Annotated in this window: 14 protein-coding genes and 4 tRNA genes; 7 read left to right on the top strand and 11 right to left on the bottom strand. The window is 43.9% G+C overall.

Annotation, left to right across the window (positions count from 1 at the left end):
* Positions 1-5: 5 nt before the first annotated feature.
* The 3 genes from pstA to phoU are packed head-to-tail and all read left to right on the top strand — an operon-like array spanning position 6 to position 3,191.
* Positions 6-1,652 (top strand): phosphate ABC transporter permease PstA, encoded by a 1,647-nt coding sequence (pstA, locus tag DZ860_RS04190; RefSeq protein WP_120029669.1) that lies wholly within the window; start codon positions 6-8, stop codon positions 1,650-1,652.
* A gap of 2 nt (positions 1,653-1,654) precedes the next feature.
* Complete coding sequence (gene pstB, locus DZ860_RS04185) at positions 1,655-2,473, top strand: phosphate ABC transporter ATP-binding protein PstB (protein ID WP_120029668.1); 819 nt, start codon at positions 1,655-1,657, stop codon at positions 2,471-2,473.
* Between the two features lie 19 nt (positions 2,474-2,492).
* Positions 2,493-3,191 (top strand): phosphate signaling complex protein PhoU, encoded by a 699-nt coding sequence (gene phoU / locus DZ860_RS04180; protein WP_120029667.1) that lies wholly within the window; start codon positions 2,493-2,495, stop codon positions 3,189-3,191.
* Here phoU and DZ860_RS04175 read toward each other — a convergent pair.
* The 9 genes from DZ860_RS04175 to DZ860_RS04135 form a co-directional block, all read right to left on the bottom strand.
* Positions 3,188-3,694, bottom strand: coding sequence for a hypothetical protein (locus DZ860_RS04175; RefSeq protein WP_120029666.1), 507 nt, complete (start codon positions 3,692-3,694; stop codon positions 3,188-3,190). The two genes, phoU and DZ860_RS04175, sit on opposite strands and share 4 nt — an antisense overlap.
* A 27-nt stretch (positions 3,695-3,721) precedes the next feature.
* A complete protein-coding gene (locus tag DZ860_RS04170; protein WP_120029665.1) occupies positions 3,722-4,396 on the bottom strand; it encodes a hypothetical protein in 675 nt (224 codons plus the stop codon).
* A gap of 48 nt (positions 4,397-4,444) precedes the next feature.
* A complete protein-coding gene (locus DZ860_RS04165) occupies positions 4,445-4,984 on the bottom strand; it encodes a hypothetical protein (protein WP_120029664.1) in 540 nt (179 codons plus the stop codon).
* Between the two features lie 244 nt (positions 4,985-5,228).
* The gene (locus DZ860_RS04160; protein ID WP_120029663.1) at positions 5,229-6,158 is read right to left on the bottom strand and encodes a LysR family transcriptional regulator; all 930 of its coding nucleotides are present in this window, start codon (positions 6,156-6,158) and stop codon (positions 5,229-5,231) included.
* A 57-nt stretch (positions 6,159-6,215) separates the two neighbouring features.
* Positions 6,216-6,962, bottom strand: a complete 747-nt coding sequence (locus DZ860_RS04155) for a copper homeostasis protein CutC (protein ID WP_120029662.1) — start codon at positions 6,960-6,962, stop codon at positions 6,216-6,218.
* A 191-nt stretch (positions 6,963-7,153) separates the two neighbouring features.
* Positions 7,154-7,238: transfer RNA gene (locus DZ860_RS04150), tRNA-Tyr, on the bottom strand.
* A 100-nt stretch (positions 7,239-7,338) separates the two neighbouring features.
* Positions 7,339-7,423, bottom strand: a tRNA-Tyr gene (locus DZ860_RS04145).
* Positions 7,424-7,524: 101 nt separating this feature from the next.
* Positions 7,525-7,609: transfer RNA gene (locus tag DZ860_RS04140), tRNA-Tyr, on the bottom strand.
* A gap of 107 nt (positions 7,610-7,716) precedes the next feature.
* A tRNA-Tyr gene (locus DZ860_RS04135) sits at positions 7,717-7,801 on the bottom strand.
* A 425-nt stretch (positions 7,802-8,226) separates the two neighbouring features.
* On the opposite strand from DZ860_RS04135, the gene DZ860_RS04130 reads away from it, so the two are divergent.
* Together DZ860_RS04130 and vexH are read left to right on the top strand one after the other, a co-directional pair.
* Positions 8,227-9,285, top strand: coding sequence for an efflux RND transporter periplasmic adaptor subunit (locus DZ860_RS04130; RefSeq protein ID WP_120029661.1), 1,059 nt, complete (start codon positions 8,227-8,229; stop codon positions 9,283-9,285).
* Positions 9,285-12,395: a vibriobactin export RND transporter permease subunit VexH gene (gene vexH / locus DZ860_RS04125; RefSeq protein WP_120029660.1), complete on the top strand. Its 3,111-nt coding sequence runs from the start codon at positions 9,285-9,287 to the stop codon at positions 12,393-12,395. The genes DZ860_RS04130 and vexH overlap by 1 nt, the downstream gene beginning before the upstream one ends.
* A gap of 144 nt (positions 12,396-12,539) precedes the next feature.
* Here vexH and DZ860_RS04120 read toward each other — a convergent pair whose 3' ends face one another.
* On the bottom strand, positions 12,540-12,842 hold the full coding sequence (locus tag DZ860_RS04120) for a YebG family protein (protein ID WP_120029659.1): 303 nt from the start codon (positions 12,840-12,842) through the stop codon (positions 12,540-12,542).
* Positions 12,843-12,972: 130 nt separating this feature from the next.
* Positions 12,973-13,887: a LysR family transcriptional regulator gene (locus DZ860_RS04115; RefSeq protein ID WP_120029658.1), complete on the bottom strand. Its 915-nt coding sequence runs from the start codon at positions 13,885-13,887 to the stop codon at positions 12,973-12,975.
* A 232-nt stretch (positions 13,888-14,119) separates the two neighbouring features.
* On the opposite strand from DZ860_RS04115, the gene DZ860_RS04110 reads away from it, so the two are divergent.
* Positions 14,120-15,088: a TDT family transporter gene (locus DZ860_RS04110; RefSeq protein ID WP_120029657.1), complete on the top strand. Its 969-nt coding sequence runs from the start codon at positions 14,120-14,122 to the stop codon at positions 15,086-15,088.
* Positions 15,089-15,247: 159 nt separating this feature from the next.
* Positions 15,248-18,724: an exodeoxyribonuclease V subunit gamma gene (gene recC / locus DZ860_RS04105; protein WP_120029656.1), complete on the top strand. Its 3,477-nt coding sequence runs from the start codon at positions 15,248-15,250 to the stop codon at positions 18,722-18,724.
* Positions 18,725-18,762 lie beyond the last annotated feature (38 nt).

Raw genomic sequence — 18,762 nt, 5'->3', positions numbered from 1 at the left:
TTCAGGTGTTTAACTGGCTAAAATCGGGTTCGCCTTGGATATGGCTAACTGGTGGGGCGGTGAGCATTAGCTTGCTGTCTGTACTAGGGCTATTACTCCTCATTGGCTGGAAAGGGCTATCTTATTTTTGGCCGGCACCACTATATCAATGGAAAACCGATCAAGATGAGATCTTAATTGGTCAACTTTACGCGCAAGAATATGTTCCGATTAGTCATCTAAGAGAGATGAATATTACCCTGCCTGAAGCAGTGGTTGAAAAAGGGCTGGTGAAGCGCCTGAGTATTAAAGTTGCTAATCGCGATCTCTATCCTGCTGATTTTGTGTCGATTTTGGAAATAGATGTACTAGAAAGAAGCAAGCCTCAAGGTTGGGCCGTTATTGAGCGTTCTCGCGGTGGGGATTTTTACGGCTACCCTGTCGGATATAAACAAGCCAATGGGCACGTGAGTGATGAAATTACACTTCTGACGGATCAAGGCTTGATGTATGCAGCGAGCGTTCGTGAAGAAATCACTAAAATTATTAATCAACAGATCCGCCAGTACAGTGCTCAAGCAGAACAATTACGCTTTGAACAGCGCCGACGTAAACTTAATTCCGAGTTAGATGAAGCATTTAATCAGCGTTTCGACCAACAGACTAATGCGTTAAATCAGAAGCTATCAAAAGCAGAAAATGAGCTCGATGAGTTGCGAAATAAGCTCAAGCAGCAAGGTTTGCTAGTTCGAGATATGACTGGAGCCGTTACCTTTATTCCTCTCGATCAAATGTTGGATATTTGGTACCCAAACCATTTGTCATTGGTAGATAAAGTCAGTTTGTGGACAAAGCAAATTTGGAAGTTTTTATCAGAAGATCCTCGTGAATCAAATTCGGAGGGGGGTGTTTTCCCTGCGATGTTTGGTACGGTTTTGCTGGTGATTATCATGTCTGTGATTGTGATGCCACTTGGTGTAGTTGCGGCGGTATACTTGCATGAATACGCGAAAAACAATGCGCTGACGAGAGTTATTCGTGTTGCAGTGATTAACCTCGCAGGGGTGCCATCAATCGTTTACGGTGTATTTGGTTTAGGATTTTTTGTTTATACCTTAGGTAACTCAATCGATCAGCTTTTCTATGCCGAGCGATTACCTGCTCCAACGTTTGGCACTCCGGGGTTGCTTTGGTCTGCATTGACTCTTGCGGTACTGACGCTGCCGGTTGTTATCGTGGCAACGGAAGAGGGCTTGAGTCGAATACCTTCTTCAGTACGTCATGGTTCATTGGCGTTAGGGGCGACTCAATTTGAAACCATGTGGCGAATTGTATTGCCAATGGCAAGCCCTGCGATTATTACAGGCCTGATTTTGGCGGTCGCTCGGGCGGCAGGAGAAGTGGCACCTTTGATGCTAGTTGGAGCGGTTAAGTTAGCATCGAGTTTACCTGTAGATGATCAATTTCCATTTTTGCATTTGGAACGTAAGTTCATGCATTTAGGCTTCCATATATACGATGTCGGCTTTCAAACTACGAATATTGAAAGTGCGAGACCACTGGTTTATGCCACTGCCTTTTTACTTGTTACAGTGATTGTCGGGCTAAACTTAACCGCAATCAGTATTCGTAATAATTTACGTGAAAAGTATCGGACACTAGGACAAGATTAACTATGTTTTCAGTCAACCAAACCTTGGGCTATGAAGACCCTATTGATGTGAATAATCTGACCGATAAACAAACCGCGATTTCTATCGAAGGACTGAATCTTTTTTACAAAAACAGCCAGGCGTTAAACGATATATCGATGCGTATTCCCAAAGGGCAAGTAACGGCGTTTATTGGCCCTTCTGGTTGCGGTAAGTCAACACTGCTACGCTGTATTAATCGTATGAATGATCTCGTCGAAGGGTGTCGTGTTGAGGGGAAAGTCAAACTGCATGGTACTAACGTTTACGATCCTGAAGTGGATGTCGCGACATTACGCCGACGAGTCGGTATGGTGTTTCAACGTCCCAATCCATTCCCGAAATCGATTTATGAGAATGTCGTGTATGGATTGCGTTTACAAGGGATTAAGAACAGTCGAGTATTAGATGATGCGATGGAACAAGCCCTGCGAGCCGCTGCTCTGTGGGATGAAGTAAAGCATCGCTTACATGAAAACGCGTTTGGTCTATCTGGTGGTCAGCAGCAGCGATTAGTCATCGCTAGAGCAATAGCGATTGAACCTGAAGTATTACTGCTCGATGAACCGACATCGGCTCTGGATCCTATTTCAACCTTAACGATTGAAGAGTTGATCAACGAGTTAAAAACCAAGTATACCGTTGTTATTGTTACTCATAACATGCAACAAGCCGCACGTGTGAGCGACCATACCGCCTTTATTCATATGGGAAAACTGATCGAGTACTCAGATACCGATTCTATTTTCACCTCACCATTGAAAAAGCGCACCGAAGACTACATTACAGGTAGATATGGATAATTTGGAGTTGAGGAATTAAATGAATTTTGGTCGCCACATATCAGGTCAATTTAATGCCGAGTTAGAGTCAATCCGCACCCACGTGTTAACCATGGGGGGATTGGTTGAACAACAGCTATCGTTTGCGATGCAGGCGTTGCACAAAGAAGACATTGAATTAGCGAAGCAAGTGGTGCGTGACGATCATAAAGTAAACGCAATGGAAGTATCCATTGATGAAGCGTGTACACGTATTATCGCAAAACGTCAGCCGACAGCGAAAGATTTGCGTTTAATTATGGCGATTATTAAAACCATTACTGATCTTGAGAGAATTGGCGATGTATCCACACGCATTGCGAAAGGTGCGTTGAAAATGCCGACCTCAAAAGAGCGCCAATTCCATGTTTCTCTTGAACCATTATGTCGTCTAGCAGTCAATATGCTCCATCAAGTATTGGATGCCTTTGCGCGAATGGATGTAGATGCAGCAGCGGCGGTATACAAAATGGATGACCGTCTTGACGCGGAATATGAAGCAGTTGTACGTCAGCTCATGACGTATATGATGGAAGATCCAGAGAATATTCCTCACATCATGCAAGTCATGTGGTCAGCTCGTGCAATTGAACGTGTGGGCGATCGTTGTCAGAATATCTGTGAATACATCATTTACTTTGTGAAAGGGAAAGATGTTCGTCATTTAGGTGAACAAAGTATTGATGATGCACTGCGCTAGAAGCGCAGTGTGATACCAGTATTGAGCGTGGCTGATAAATTACTACTCAAAAACGTTTTATCCTTATCTATATAATTAACATCCAGTCCAGCTCGAAGACCCAAAGTATCGTTGATAGCAAATACCCAGCTAGCAGCGGTACTGACACCTGTCCCAGAACGATATCTTGAACTAAAAATGGTTCGCGAACCCTCGTATTCTACCGCTCCCAATTCAAACTGAATCCCGAGCATCGGCGCTTGAGGAAACTGATATTGAGCGCCTAAACGATAGCTCTTTAGACGGTCTTTATCGGTAAGAAATTCAGCTGACGTATGACTATAACTGAGATAAACGGCATCGAAGCCCAATGTGTCGGCAACTCCCAATTGTAGACCTGCACCTGAAATACCAGAACCCGCGTACGGACCGATTTTAACCTCTGGAGAAAAATGGAGATGGGCCGCGAAAGCAGAGCTACTCATCAGCATACCGAGTGTGAAAAGTGTTTTTTTGAGCGCCATTTTTATAACCTTTTTCAAATGAATACCTTAAAAAGAGAATGCGCCACCAATCGTCCATGTGACTTGTGAACTTTCCATGCCGAAATAAGTGCCGTTTGGCGAAAATAAACCAACCTTGGCGTAGGGATAGAAGTGCCAAATTGGTTTCATTGTGCCGATAGAGACTTCCCATTCATTCGCGTGACCTTGATTAAAATCGAGCATGTCTGATTCATCGGTGGCGTAGTGATGTTCATAACGAGCTGCAAGGTAGATGTGTTCAAAGTAACGAACGGCTCCGGTGTAAACGGAATATTTATTGGTGTCGTCGATGGTTATCCAAGTAAAGCCATTGCGGATACGTTCAGCCGTTACTCCACTTTTAAACGAATATTTTTGCCAGAATAGTGAGGCAGACAGGTCAATCATGTGGCTACTGGTTTTGATTCCGTCGATGGAAGTGACTTCCTCTATAAACCAATCATCATAAAGCCCATATTCGTAATAGGCATTGAGTCGCCAATGAGCGGCAGTTTGATACTGATATCCGACTCCAATTCCTATCCAGTCATCACTATCAGCACCAATAAATAGATAACTCTCGTCGGTCAACGGAGCCGTTAATCCAATTTCAACGAAGTCCTTTTCAATAGAAAAATTTACTGCCGCCGCAGAGTGCCCTGTAAATAAGAGGCAGGCGGCTGCTATTGAAAGTTTGTACATGAATTCAGTCCGAAATAGCCCCTGAACTTAACCAAGGGCTAGGGTAGGTTATCGATTAAGACGTGCGCGAATTGAATCTCGAACTGATTGACGGTCAATGCTATCGACTTCCGGAATAGGACGGTCAGGTACTCCAACTCCCGGTTTTGGTGGTAAAGCGCCGCAGTTCGCCCCCCCATCGGTTGAGCCACACTCACCACCCCAAGTTGGCATGTCTTCACCAAAGTCTGGGCTTGGTCGGTCTGGGGCTTGATCGGTAGGGATACCAAAGTCAGGGTCAACACTATTATCTACGCCACCCCAAGTCGGAGGGAGTCGATCTGGAGTTTCTTCGCCCTCGATGATTGGCGGTTGCACAGGGGCGACAGGAACCCCAAAATCTGGGTCAATGTTATTATCAACACCACCCCATGTTGGAGGCGTTCGATCAGGCGTTTGATCGTCCGGGACAACGGGACCGCTCCAGACTGGAGGTAATCGCTCTGGTGTTGCTTCTGTACCATTATCGTGCGCAGAACCACCAGAGGACGAACACCCCGCCAGAACTAAAGAGCTAAGTAGTGTTGCTGCAATGAGAGTCTTTTTCATAGTCATAACCTAAAGTCAGAAGAAATAATCACGTTGCCTCGTCCTAAGGCAGGGAGAAATAAGCTGACAAACTGGTTAATCAAATGAGTACCTATGATGGTGACCGCTCAGCCTTTCCTTATTCGCCATCCATAACGAAACAGTGGGAACAGAGGCTATGATACTGATAAGAATTTTTAGCTCTAATGGTCAGGAGTTATAGTGATGATAAGCAATACTTATTAGTCTTCTAATGACTTACTACTTAATTACGATTGATTTGTTGTTGTAGCACCAGAAAAATTTGCTCGTATAGCCAGTTAATCAGAGGGTTATGACGATATTTGATGTGATGGTAAGCATAGATAGGGTAATGAAAGGGTTGACCATTCACATGAGCCAGCATTGCTCTAAGCTGAGGGTATTGCTGGATAGGGAATAGATCAGAATGGGGCATAAACAGATCGCTGTGCATGATCACATCAACCGCTGCCATCGCAAATTCACTGCGGAATTTAACATTGGCTTCAATTCCCTCGCGTTTCATCACTTCTGCAGCAAGGCTAAAGTTGTCATTCCAGCCTGGAGTTATGATAGAAGCGATATCGTATCCTGAAAGATCATGAGCGGTCACAACTGGTTTATTGACGGGATGCCCTTGGCGCACAATTACTTGTGATGTGAGCTCAATTAATTGACGTGAGTAGATATGTTTTGGTGCATCGTTATCATAATTAATCCCGAGTAAAATCTCACCATTTTGAATCTCATCAAAAGTATTTTTGCTCCAACTTAGTAGTTCGATACTGCAATTAGGAGCGAGAGAGTTAAGGCGCTGGTAAAGATTACCGGATAAACAGGTCAGTACAATAGGGGCAACAGCGATACGTAACGGAACATCGATTTTGAGTGGATCAAACTCTTCACTTTGATTTAAGCTGCTCGCAAGGCCATCCAAGTGAGGCGTAATGGTATCAGCTAGATTTTGGGCAAATGGCGTTGGTTCGATACCACCATGAACTTTGACAAATAATTCGTCGTTAAAGTGATGGCGTAGTTTTTGTAACGCTTGGCTTATTGCCGGTTGGGAAACAAATAACCGTTTGGATGCCTTACGCATATTACGCTCTTGAGAAAGGACGAGAAACGTTCTTAGCAGGTTTAAATCTAAGCTGTAAAACAGATCCTTGTTCATTATCCTCTCCTTTGTTTGCTTTATCCTAGCACTGAGATATCAGCAAATAATAGATGGCTATTCGCTTAAAATGCGGCTAACGGCAGCGATCTTGTTACTATCAGTAACAGGGATGATAAAATCATCAATCGAGCTATTCCCCATTTTTACTTGTTCAGACGTGGCTTCCATTTCACTGTTACGTGTCGACTTTCCTGACAAATGGACCTGAGTAACACCAGTCTGTTGGGTAATAGATTTTACGTTATCAGCGGTTAAGCCTGCCCCAGCCATAATAGCAAAACGTCCATTCGCTTGTTTCACCATTTGCGCTAGCATTGTGACACCTTGATCAACATTGGGCGCTAAGCCTGAAGTGAGTATTCGTTCACAACCAAGTTCTGCAATTTGTTCAAGGGCTTGCTCTACATCACTACACTGATCGATAGCGCGGTGGAATGTAGTACCTAATCCGAGCTTGTGTGCTGTTTTTGTTAAGAGTTCAGCTTGAGTCATATTAATGGTCCCTTGAGGCGTTAGTACGCCTAAGACCACGCCTTGCAAACCTGCTTGGGCTGTGGCTTCAATATCCAATAACATGGCATCAACATCGTCTTGATCATAAATAAAATCACCTTGTCGTGGGCGAATCATCGCATAAACAGGGATTGGTGAGATTTGTGCCGCTTTTTGCATAAAGCCAAAACTAGGAGTGAGGCCACCAAGAGCCAGTGATGAGCAAAGTTCAATACGATTTGCGCCTCCCGCAATTGCTCGATGAAGAGATTCTAAATTATCGATACAAACTTCAATTTGGTAAGCCATGGATATTACTCAAGTAAATTAAGATATCATTATTTTAACGCAGCGAGTGGTAGAGAATAGGGTAAAAGTTAGCAGAGATGTTTCCCTGTTCAGCAAAGGGTAATGTTCGCTATGAGTTTACTTAGTTTAGATAGGATAGATATGAAAAAAGCCAGCTCAATGAGCTGGCTTTCGATTCTTTATCAAGAATATGGTGGAGGGGGACGGATTCGAACCATCGAAGGCGGAGCCGGCAGATTTACAGTCTGCTCCCTTTGGCCACTCGGGAACCCCTCCAGGGGTTTTCTTACTCTAAAAGTAAGCTTGAAAAACGTTTTCCCAACGCATCTTTCAAGGTTTTCTCACAACATATCCTAAGGATAGTCACAAGATAATATGGTGGAGGGGGACGGATTCGAACCATCGAAGGCGGAGCCGGCAGATTTACAGTCTGCTCCCTTTGGCCACTCGGGAACCCCTCCAGGGTATTTTCTTACTCTAAAAGTAAGCTTGAAAAACGTTTTCCCAACGCATCTTTCAAGGTTTTCTCACAACATATCCCAAGGATAGTCACAAGATAATATGGTGGAGGGGGACGGATTCGAACCATCGAAGGCGGAGCCGGCAGATTTACAGTCTGCTCCCTTTGGCCACTCGGGAACCCCTCCAGGGTGTTTTCTTACTCTTTACAAAGTAAGCTTAAATGAGGTTTTCCCAACACATCATTCAAGTGGTTTCTCATAACCACTCACAAAGAGTGTCATAAGAAGAAATATGGTGGAGGGGGACGGATTCGAACCATCGAAGGCGGAGCCGGCAGATTTACAGTCTGCTCCCTTTGGCCACTCGGGAACCCCTCCAGGGTGTTTTCTTATTCTTAAAAATAAGCTCAAGTGAAGTTTTCCCAACGCATCACTCAAGGTCGGAGCGCATCATAGCAAACTCATAAGTACTGTAAAGAGTTTTCTTATGATTTTGAATCGACTGATGTCTTTTTGGGCAAAGAGGGTCGTAATTGCTTATTTTTTAATAGAACTATCCTATTCCTACTGAAATTTAAGGAGGGCTGAATACTTATATTTACGCATTTAGTTAGGTAATTGAGAGGATTAGCGAGCTGTCGATCTATAACGCAAAGAAAACAAACCGGACATACGTGAAAAATCGAACCACTTGTAACCAACAGAACTTACAGTTTGTGTAGCACAATTTACATTCCTTGACGTTTGGGCTTTGTATTAAAAGGTACAATGTATGGAGTTCATATATACAGAAGTTAAGTCAGATGAAACGCAAAATTCTTTTAAGCTTATTGTCGCTTTCCATTTTGTCGGTATCACCGATGATACAAGCGAAAAAGTCGATGGGGCCTCAAGCCATCACTGTTATTACCGAACAAGTTCAAATTCATCAAGTTTCTCAATCTCTTTCTTTGATCGGTAAATTAGAAGCTGAGCAATCAGTGGTTGTGGCTCCTGAAGTTTCAGGAAAAATTGAAACCATAGCAGTGAAAGCAAACCAAGATGTTCGTAAAGGACAGCTATTGGTGAAAATGAATGATGACAAAGCGCTCGCATCGGTTGCTGAAGCTAAAGCTTATCTAAAAGATGAGCAGCGTAAATTGAAAGAGTTTGAGCGTTTGGTCTCTAGAAATGCGATCACTCAAACAGAAATTGATGCACAGAAAACACGTGTTGAAATTGGTCAGGCTCGTTTAGATGCGGCTCAAGCAGCGTTAAATGATTTGCATATCTCGGCGCCATTTTCTGGCACGGTTGGGTTTATTGATTTTAGCGAGGGCAAAATCGTTAGTTCAGGAGCAGAGCTTTTGAACTTAGATGACTTGTCAGTGATGCAACTCGATCTGCAAGTCCCAGAACGCTACCTTTCAAAGGTAGAAAAAGGGATGCCTGTTACAGCAACAAGCAGTGCATGGGATGGGGTTACGTTTTCCGGTACGGTATCTGGCATTGATTCGCGTATTAATCCTGAAACGTTGAACTTGCGTGTTCGCGTTCATTTCGATAACAGCAATAACCAGTTGAAACCGGGTATGTTAGTCGCGGCAGACATGGATTTTGCGCCAATCGAAGCGCCGATTATCCCGGTTCAAGCATTGGAGTATTCCGGTACGAAACGCTTTGTTTATGTGGTTGGTGAAGATAATAAAGCCAAACGCACTGAAGTTATTTTGGGCGCTCGTGTTGAAAACCAGGTTGTGATTGAAAAAGGCTTAGAGATAGGTCAAAAAATCGTTGTTCAGGGCATTGTTAACATGCGTGATGGGGCATCAGTCTCAGAGCTTGGTAGCGATGGTCGTGCAAAGCAGAAGGACAATAACTAATGTGGTTGTCCGACGTATCCGTTAAGCGTCCGGTCTCGGCGCTGGTTTTAAGCTTATTGCTATGCGTATTTGGTATTGTTTCTTTTTCTAAACTCGCTGTGCGTGAAATGCCGGATATTGAAAATCCGGTGGTATCGGTCAGCACCCGTTACACCGGTGCTTCTGCGACGATTATTGAAAGTCAGATTACCTCAATATTGGAAGAACAGCTCTCCGGTATTAGTGGCATCGATGAGATAGAGTCGACGACTCGAAATGGTATGTCGCGTATTACTATTACCTTTGAATTAGGTTATGACCTTAATACTGGGGTGAGTGATGTGCGAGATGCGGTGGCTCGAGCCCAGCGTTCGTTACCTGATGAAGCTGATGATCCGATTGTTTATAAAAACAATGGTTCAGGTGAAGCCTCGTTATACATCAACTTGAGTTCTTCGGATATGGACCGAACTCAGCTAACGGACTACACAGAGCGTGTTCTTTTGGACCGTTTCAGTTTGATTTCTGGTGTCAGTTCAGTGGATGTCTCTGGTGGTCTTTACAAAGTTATGTACGTGAAGCTTAAGCCTGAATTAATGGCTGGGCGTGGCGTGACAACCGCTGATATTACCCAAGCTTTGCGTAATGAAAATATGGAAAGCCCGGGCGGTGAGGTTCGAAATGACCAAATTGTTATGTCAGTACGTACCGCGCGTAGTTACAACCAAGTAGAAGATTTCCAGTATTTAGTGGTTAAGCGTGGCCAAGACAACACACCGATTTACTTAAAAGAAGTGGCGGATGTCTATATTGGCGCCGAGAACGAAAACTCGACTTTTAAGAGCGATGGCGTTGTTAACGTTAGCCTCGGTATTGTTCCACAGTCGGATGCAAACCCATTGGAAGTGGCAGAAGCGGTTCATGCGGAAGTTGAAAAAATTCAACAATTCTTGCCAACAGGAACGCGTTTAGCGATTGATTACGATTCAACGGTTTTCATTGAACGTTCGATTGAGGAAGTTTACAGCACATTATTTATCACTGGCGGTTTAGTGATCTTGGTGTTGTATATTTTCATCGGTCAAGCGAGAGCAACCCTGATTCCGGCAGTAACCGTACCCGTTTCACTGATTTCCTCTTTTATTGCGGCCTATTACTTTGGCTTTTCCATCAACTTAATCACATTAATGGCGTTGATCTTATCGATTGGTTTGGTGGTTGATGATGCGATTGTGGTGGTCGAAAACATATTCCACCACATTGAAAATGGTGAAAAACCACTATTAGCCGCTTATAAAGGGACGCGAGAAGTTGGTTTTGCGGTGGTCGCAACAACACTTGTTTTGGTAATGGTATTCCTACCGATCTCCTTTATGGACGGTATGGTTGGTCTGTTGTTTACCGAATTTTCGGTGCTCCTCGCGATGTCTGTGATCTTCTCTTCGTTGATTGCTCTGACGCTAACACCAATGCTAGGCAGTAAGATCTTAAAAGCGAACGTTAAACCGAATCGTTTTAATCAAATCGTAGATCAGATTTTCTCTCGCCTTGAGCAAGTCTATCGCAAGATGTTAGCGGGTGCGTTGAAGTGGAAGTGGATTGCTCCATTGATCATTTTGTCATGTATTGGTGGTAGTTACGGTTTGATGAAGCAAGTGCCATCACAGTTGACGCCATCTGAAGACCGAGGTGTTATTTTTGCCTTTGTTCGTGGTGCAGATGCAACCAGTTACAACCGTATGTCAGCTAATATGGACTTGGTTGAAGATCGTTTGATGCCGTTATTGGGGCAAGGTTTCCTTAAATCATTCAGCATCCAGTCACCAGCATTTGGTGGTATGGCCGGAGACCAAACGGGCTTCGTTATTATGATTTTGGATGACTGGAATGATCGCTCAGTGACAGCGCAAGCGGCATTAGGTGAAGTGCGTAAAGCATTAACAGGTTTGCCTGATGTCCGTGTTTTCCCATTTACCCCTGGTTTTAGAGGTGGTTCAAGTGAGCCTGTGCAATTTGTACTGGGTGGCTCGGACTACCCTGAGCTAAGAGAATGGTCAGAGAAACTGCAGCAATTAGCTGAAGACTCTCCGATGATGGAAGGGGCTGAGATTAACTATTCTGAGAAAACGCCAGAATTAGTGGTTACCATTGATAAACAACGTGCTGCTGAGCTTGGCATCAGTGTGGCTGATATTTCAGATACATTAGAAATTATGCTGGGTGGTAAGAGTGAAACGACCTTTGTTGAACGTGGCGAAGAGTATGATGTTTACCTGCGTGGCGACGAAAATAGCTTCAATAATGCGTCGGATCTCGGCCAAATCTACATGCGGACGAATTCGGGTGAGTTGGTAACACTAGATGCGGTAACCAAAATTGAAGAAGTGGCATCATCAATTCGTCTTGCTCACTACAATAAGCAAAAATCAGTCACGATTTCAGCGAACTTATCTGATGGTTATACCTTAGGTGAAGCGTTAGATTATCTTGATCAACAAGCGATTGAGATTCTGCCGGGTGATATTTCGGTGAGCTACTCTGGTGAATCTAAAGATTACAAAGAGAATCAATCGAGCATCTTGGTTGTGTTTGGTTTGGCATTGTTGGTGGCTTATCTGGTTCTTGCTGCGCAGTTCGAGAGCTTTATCAACCCGCTGGTGGTGATGTTCACAGTACCAATGGGGGTATTTGGTGGCTTCCTTGGCTTATTCATTATGGGGCAGGGGCTCAACATCTATAGCCAGATCGGGATGATCATGTTGATTGGTATGGTAACGAAAAACGGTATCCTTATCGTTGAATTTGCTAACCAGCTACGCGATCGTGGATTTGAGTTTGAGAAAGCGATCATCGATGCATCAGCACGTCGTCTACGTCCTATTATGATGACGGCCTTTACCACATTGGCTGGCGCAATCCCTCTGATTGTATCAACGGGAGCGGGTTATGAAAGTCGAGTTGCTGTGGGTACGGTGATTTTCTTTGGGATGGGCTTTGCTACCTTGGTAACACTGTTTGTTATTCCGGCTATGTATCGCTTGATTTCAGCGCATACCCGTTCACCTGGTCATGTGGAAGCGGAATTGAACAAAGAACTAAATCATGATGTGAAAAGCCGTAGCGCTCACTAACGATGGGTATCTAGAAATAAAAAAACCGAGGCGCTGGCCTCGGTTTTTATTGCTTGCAAAATGGTTTACAGAAATAGATTTTAGAAACAATTTGCAAAAAAGTTTAATAGAACAGCGCGATGATTCGCATCATCTAAACGGGCATTAAGCTGCGTCTTCTTGCTCTTCGTCAGCGTCTTCTACGGCTTCAAGTTTCTTTGCTTTTTTTGGCGCTGGTTTGCGCTTAGCACCAATAGCGTAAAGCAATTCTTCTTTGTTATGCGCCAAGAACATTGCTAGATCTTCTTGTTTCGCTTCGTCTTCGATCAATTCACTTTTACCTAGCAGTTGAAATAGTTCATCTGCCATATCGAGCATTTTGTCGTATGCATCAGCGTCCGCTTTAGAGGTAAAAGTCATTTTCTCTTCTCCGTTGCGTTCTACCACGTACTTGACGATTACAGCCATGGTTGGTCCTCTAGTATATTAATTGTACTGTTTATGTATACAGTTATACAGTTTTTGACCAGTTAAGTCTAGGTGATGGATCAAATGTGCGATTTAAGTGGCGAGCTTTTGCTCCTTTACGTCGAAAATATCAACGTATCTTTTGATCTTGTTTTGGCGCTTGCCATTGATGACAAAATTCAATAAAGCGTTTCAGCAATGGGTTTTGATACTTTTCCTTATGTACCAAGAGCCAAAAACGTCGCTTCATGTCCAGTGGTAGTTTAAGTTGCTTTACTCGACCGTCTTTAATCGCTGGCTCTGCAGCTAAACGCGATAAGCATCCCAGCCCCAGTCCAGCAGAAACACTGTTAATTAAGGCTTCAGTGGTGTTTAGCTGAAATGATTCATGCCAATGCTCAATGCGTGGTGCAATCGCTCGAGTAAAAAACTCCCGCGAGCCAGAGCCCGGTTCGCGTAAAATCCATTCACTGTTTTCTAGAACTTCAACATGTAACCCATCTTTGTCGGCATAAGGGTGGTTGGGGGCGCAGATAATGCACATTTCATCTTCACTAAACTGGGTAGAAATCAGAGCGGGGTGGAGGGTTTTTCCCTCTATTAATGCGATATCGAGCTCGTAATCAACAATTTTTTGGCAGATCAAAGCAGAGTTGGAAATAAATAGGCTTTGTTCTTTATGTTGAGTTTGTTGGCGAAAGTCTCGGATTAAGTAAGGTGCGACTTGATTGCCTATCGTGTCACTGGTGCCAATTCTCAGCTTACCCGATAGCCCTTGGTCCCCCTCAAACAATGATTCAATATCTTGTGCTCGATGGAGAAGTTCATCGGCCACAGGCAAGAGCTTTTGCCCTTCCTGATTGATGATGAGTCGATTATTGACTCGATCAAACAAGGAATGCCCAATCTGCTTCTCTAGTTCAGAGAGAGTCATACTGACCGCTGCTTTTGAAAGAAAGAGAGCTTCTGCAGCCGCAGTGAGAGTGTCGTGCCTTGTTATGGTGATAAAGACATTAAGTTGCTTAAGAGAAATATTGGCAGCCATAGTTTTATAGTGTCACTTTCAAAATATCGTGTTTAGACATAGTTTTTAAAGGCAGTTTGAACCAATCGAGCGCTAGAAAATTAATCGTTTAGTAAAACTGAACAAGTGTTCTAAATAATTAGATATAATTAAACGAAGTGCAAGCGTAAACTTCTCCTATTGAAGACTCCCCCACAACTTTAAGTACGGTGGGGGCGATAACACCTAGTAAAATAAGTATTCAGAGGCAAGCATGATTAAAGCGACAAAAGCAAAAGTAATGGGAGCACCAACCCCAATGGCAGGCTTAGCGTTAGGGATTGCAAGTTTAGGCTGGTGCTGGGAAAACTTTACGCCATTACATGGTTATGCACAGTGGACTGGCGCGGCTATTGCCGCAGTATTGTTGTTCATCTTAACCGTCAAATTTGCTTTTCATGGTCACTTATTACGTCAAGATATAGCGCACCCAGTTGTTGGTAGCGTTGTTCCTACTTTTGCCATGGCAACAATGGTCGTATCCAATTCTTTAGGTCATTTTTTCCCAGTTGCCGGTGACACGTTATGGCTTGCTGCTGTTGCGATGCATGTAATTTTCTTATTGAGTTTTGCTTACCATCGTATGCAAAATTTTGAATTGCACCACATGGTACCAAGTTGGTTTGTGCCACCGGTTGGCATTATCGTTGCGGATGTCTCTTTTTCAGGTACTCCAGCGTTAGCCGGTGTCGCTCAAAGTGCACTTTGGTTTGGTATTATCGCTTATGCAGTATTGTTGCCAGTGATGATTTACCGCTTTATCTTTACTCATGAGATTCCAGATGCAGCAAAACCTACATTAGCTATTTTAGCTGCGCCAGCGAGTCTCTCTTTGGCTGGTTACCTAACGGTGACATCTGATCCATCACCTGTGATTATTGGTGTGCTATTTGGTATTGCAGTATTGATGACAGCGATTATTTACTTAGCTTTCTTTAAATTACTTCGTCTTCCATTTAGTCCAGGCTATGCGGCGTTCACCTTCCCTATGGTGATTGGTTCAACGGCTTTGTACAAATTAGCGCATTGGATGGATAGCATTGGCGTTGCAACCCATTATGTAAACCAAGTGCATTGGTTAGCGAGTTTTGAACTATTGGTTGCAACAGTCGTAGTGAGCTATGTAGCGATTCGTTATTTGGCTTTCTATAAACCACATCGTGTTTTAGTTCGTCGCATGTAACAGACGATAAATAACTAGTGAAACAAGAGATTAGGGGCTTAGCCCTATGCTTTAAAACATTAGGTTTAAACCAATAGGTTTTTACAACAATCACTCAAGAAAAAAAGGCACTTATGCTAATCTCAACAGTCATTGCGACAAGATTAGTGTGAGTGCCTTTTGTTTACTGTCTACCATTCAAACCAAGTCGATGTTTTAAAGTCTTTACTCGTTGAACTTGTGCGGCTGAGCCCTTTAGAAAACCCATTCGAAAAAGAACAAATCTTGGTGCAAAGCCCGGGTATGTCGCAATGGTTGAAGATGGAGCTTGCGAAAGAGTTCGGCGTTGCCGCCAACCTAGAATTCCCTCTTCCCGCTACTTTTATTTGGAACATGTTTACTCAGGTTCTTCCTGACGTGCCTAAACGTAGTGCGTTCAATAAAGAAGCGATGACATGGAAGCTTATGCATTTACTTCCTACACAGCTTGAACAAGAAGAGTTTGCGCCATTACAGCGTTATTTAGCTGGTGATGATGACGGCTCTAAGTTGTATCAATTGTCGGAAAAAATCGCGGATATCTTTGATGGTTATTTGGTGTATCGACCAGAGTGGATCGCTGCTTGGGAAGCGGGAGAAACCATCGCTGAATTAGAGGAAGAACTCCCTTGGCAGCCTATCTTGTGGCAGACACTTTATGATCATACGGTTTCGCTTGGTCAATCTCCTTATCATCGAGCCAACTTATACGAGCACTTCATTGATACGTTAGAAAGTTTTAACGGTCAATTTGAACATCTCCCTAAACGATTGTTTGTTTTTGGTATTACTTCACTTCCACCACGTTACATGGATGCATTGAAAGCGATCGGTGAGCACATCGATGTACACCTGATGTTCACTAACCCATGTCGTTATTATTGGGGCGACGTGCGTGATCGTAAATATTTGGCGCGTCTAGCCGCTAAACATCGTCAGCAAGTCGTATGGCAAGATGATCATTCTCAGCTTGTTGGCGAAAGTGAACAACTAAAAGGCAGTATCGAAGATAATCTCGCTGACGAGTTACATATTGATGTGGTCGGCAATAGTTTATTGGCTTCAATGGGCAAGTTAGGCCGAGACAATATGTACTTATTGTCACAGCTGGAATCACATGAAATTGAAGCTTTTGTCGATGTTGACCGTGACAGTTTATTGCACCATCTTCAAGCGGATATTCTTGGGCTAGAAGAGCACCAAGATGATAGTTTATTAGACTCTAGCTACCACAAGCAGACCATCGATTCGAACGATAAGTCGTTCACCTTACATGCGTGCCACAGTGCGATGCGTGAAGTTGAAGTGCTGCACGATCAGCTTCTTGCCATGTTCGATGCCGATCCAAATTTAAAACCACGCGATGTGATCGTGATGGTTGCAGATATTAATGCCTACAGCCCAGCCATTCAGGCGGTGTTTGGTAATGCACCGGGTGAGCGTTTTATTCCTTATTCGATTTCAGACCGAACGGCGGATCAAGAGAGTCCGATTCTTGCGGCATTCTTGCAGCTGGTGAATTTACCCCACACACGTTGTTTAGCATCGGAATTATTAGAGCTTCTAGAAACACCGACCATTTTACAACGCTTTGCGTTAAACCAAGATGAGTTTGCGCAGGCGAAACGCTGGGTTGAAGAGTCTGGCATTCGTTGGGGGCTCGATGAAACGACTGCTCCAGAATTTGATCTACCAGCGACCCAGCAAAACACGTGGCAATTTGGTATTCAGCGTATGTTGCTGGGCTATGCCATGCCTGAATCAGCCGGACTTTTTTCTTTGCCTGATGGGGCGCTTGCGCCTTACAACGAAGTGCAAGGTATGGGGGCTGAACTGGCTGGAAAACTGGCGCAGTTTATTGAAACGATCAGTGAATATCGAATTAAGCTGACTCGCACACAATCGATAGATGCATGGCGAGAAGTGCTTACTCATTTACTGGATGATTTTTTCTCAGTAGAACTTGAGGGAGAAGCGGCTCTTAAATCGATACGCGATACGTTAGCGTCTCTAAAAGAGCAGTTACAAGATGCGGCGTATGAACAAGATCTCGCGCCAGCCGTTATGGCTCAGTATCTACAAGATAAGCTTTCTGGGACGCGCATTAGCCAGCGTTTCCTAGCTGGGCAAGTTAACTTTTGCACGCTAATGCCAATGCGTTCAATTCCATTTAAAACAGTTTGTTTACTTGGAATGAATGACGGCGTTTATCCTCGCTCTATGCCACCAGAGGGATTCGACTTGATGAATGGTCGAACCAAACCCGGTGACCGTTCTCGTCGAGATGATGACCGATACCTTTTCTTGGAAGCGTTATTATCCGCTCAGAAAACGCTTTATGTCAGCTACGTTGGTCGTTCGATTCAAGATAATACAGCGCGAGTTCCGTCAGTATTGGTCACGGAACTGATGGAATATTGTCATCAAAACTATTGTTTAGAAGGTGATGAGAACCAACCGAGTGATGATTCGGGTAAGCGACTATTAGATAATTTAGTGACCCATCATGCGATGGTCCCTTTTAGTGCTTCTGCGTTCTTGTCAGAAGTACCTAGTTACGCCAAAGAGTGGTTGCCTGTCGTTAATCGCTTGGGGCAGAGAAGTGGTGAATTTAACCGAGATTTGGCGGATTATTTATTGGATGTGACTTATCCAATTGAGCTAGATCTCGTTGAACTCCAACGTTTTTGGCGCTTACCTGTGCAGTACTTCTTTAATCGACGTTTGAAAGTTCAATTTGAACCGCCAATGCCAGTGATGGAAGATGACGAGCCTTTTGTTCTTAATGGTTTGGAGAGTTATCAAATGCGAGATTCATTGCTCGATGCTTTGCGTGAACAGCACATTGAAGGTGTATCTCGTGATCTAGTGATGGATGGCTTTGTAAAAGAACAACGGGCACAAGGCAAGCTACCTATTGGTGCATTTGGTGAAATTGAATTTGAAACCAACCGAGTTCAAGCGGAAGAATTAGCGGATAAGCTGGCTTATTTATGCAGCAGTGCAACTGATGATTTAGAAGTGAAGTTGACGTTTGACGTGTTAGGTGAAGCGAAACCGGTGCGATTGGTGGGGTGGCTTACTAGCAGCTATGCTTCAGGGCTTATTCGTTCTCGCAGTGGTCGCGTACGTGCGCAAGACTACCTATCGGCTTGGATCGATCATTTAGCCATGAGCGCAATGGGGCATGCAAAACCGACCCACTTAATTGGTTATGACCGCAAAGAGGGAGTCGTTCATCTCGTTTATCCTCCCCTTGCTGATGCTGCTCATGCTCAATCTTTATTAGCGGAACTGATTGGTTTATTTTACCAAGGCATGACTGCGCCATTAGCTTATTTTCCACAAACGGCATTAGCGAATATCGAAGCGGGCTTTTCTCGCGGTAATTGGGTTGACGATGAAGAAAAGTCACTCAAGAAAATGGTCGATACGTTTAACGATGGCTATATGACAAGTGGAGAGGGGAATAACGTTTATATTGCTCGGATTTGGCCGCAATGGAATGAAGCATTAGCACAGCAGGTTCGTCTATTATCCAATTTGGTCATTCAAGCGCCAAGATTGCATGCAGAACAAGCAGAAGATTGGGCTGGGAAGATGGGTGGCCGCCAGTAAATCATTATTGTGTAGGGCGTTCGCTGTACGGCCACAAG

It is taken from the genome of Vibrio sinensis, from assembly GCF_003605645.1.
GTDB lineage: Bacteria > Pseudomonadota > Gammaproteobacteria > Enterobacterales > Vibrionaceae > Vibrio > Vibrio sinensis.
The sequence above is the reverse complement of the archived record's forward strand: the minus strand, read 5'-3'. Positions and strand labels throughout refer to the sequence as shown.

Excerpts from the sequence above, each read along its gene's own strand:
- pstB (WP_120029668.1), top strand. The coding sequence starts at position 1,655 with ATGTTTTCAGTCAACCAAACCTTGGGCTATGAAGACCCTATTGATGTG.
- phoU (WP_120029667.1), top strand. The coding sequence starts at position 2,493 with ATGAATTTTGGTCGCCACATATCAGGTCAATTTAATGCCGAGTTAGAG.
- DZ860_RS04175 (WP_120029666.1), bottom strand. The coding sequence starts at position 3,694 with ATGGCGCTCAAAAAAACACTTTTCACACTCGGTATGCTGATGAGTAGC.
- DZ860_RS04170 (WP_120029665.1), bottom strand. The coding sequence starts at position 4,396 with ATGTACAAACTTTCAATAGCAGCCGCCTGCCTCTTATTTACAGGGCAC.
- DZ860_RS04165 (WP_120029664.1), bottom strand. The coding sequence starts at position 4,984 with ATGAAAAAGACTCTCATTGCAGCAACACTACTTAGCTCTTTAGTTCTG.
- DZ860_RS04160 (WP_120029663.1), bottom strand. The coding sequence starts at position 6,158 with ATGAACAAGGATCTGTTTTACAGCTTAGATTTAAACCTGCTAAGAACG.
- DZ860_RS04155 (WP_120029662.1), bottom strand. The coding sequence starts at position 6,962 with ATGGCTTACCAAATTGAAGTTTGTATCGATAATTTAGAATCTCTTCAT.
- DZ860_RS04130 (WP_120029661.1), top strand. The coding sequence starts at position 8,227 with ATGAAACGCAAAATTCTTTTAAGCTTATTGTCGCTTTCCATTTTGTCG.
- vexH (WP_120029660.1), top strand. The coding sequence starts at position 9,285 with ATGTGGTTGTCCGACGTATCCGTTAAGCGTCCGGTCTCGGCGCTGGTT.
- DZ860_RS04120 (WP_120029659.1), bottom strand. The coding sequence starts at position 12,842 with ATGGCTGTAATCGTCAAGTACGTGGTAGAACGCAACGGAGAAGAGAAA.
- DZ860_RS04115 (WP_120029658.1), bottom strand. The coding sequence starts at position 13,887 with ATGGCTGCCAATATTTCTCTTAAGCAACTTAATGTCTTTATCACCATA.
- DZ860_RS04110 (WP_120029657.1), top strand. The coding sequence starts at position 14,120 with ATGATTAAAGCGACAAAAGCAAAAGTAATGGGAGCACCAACCCCAATG.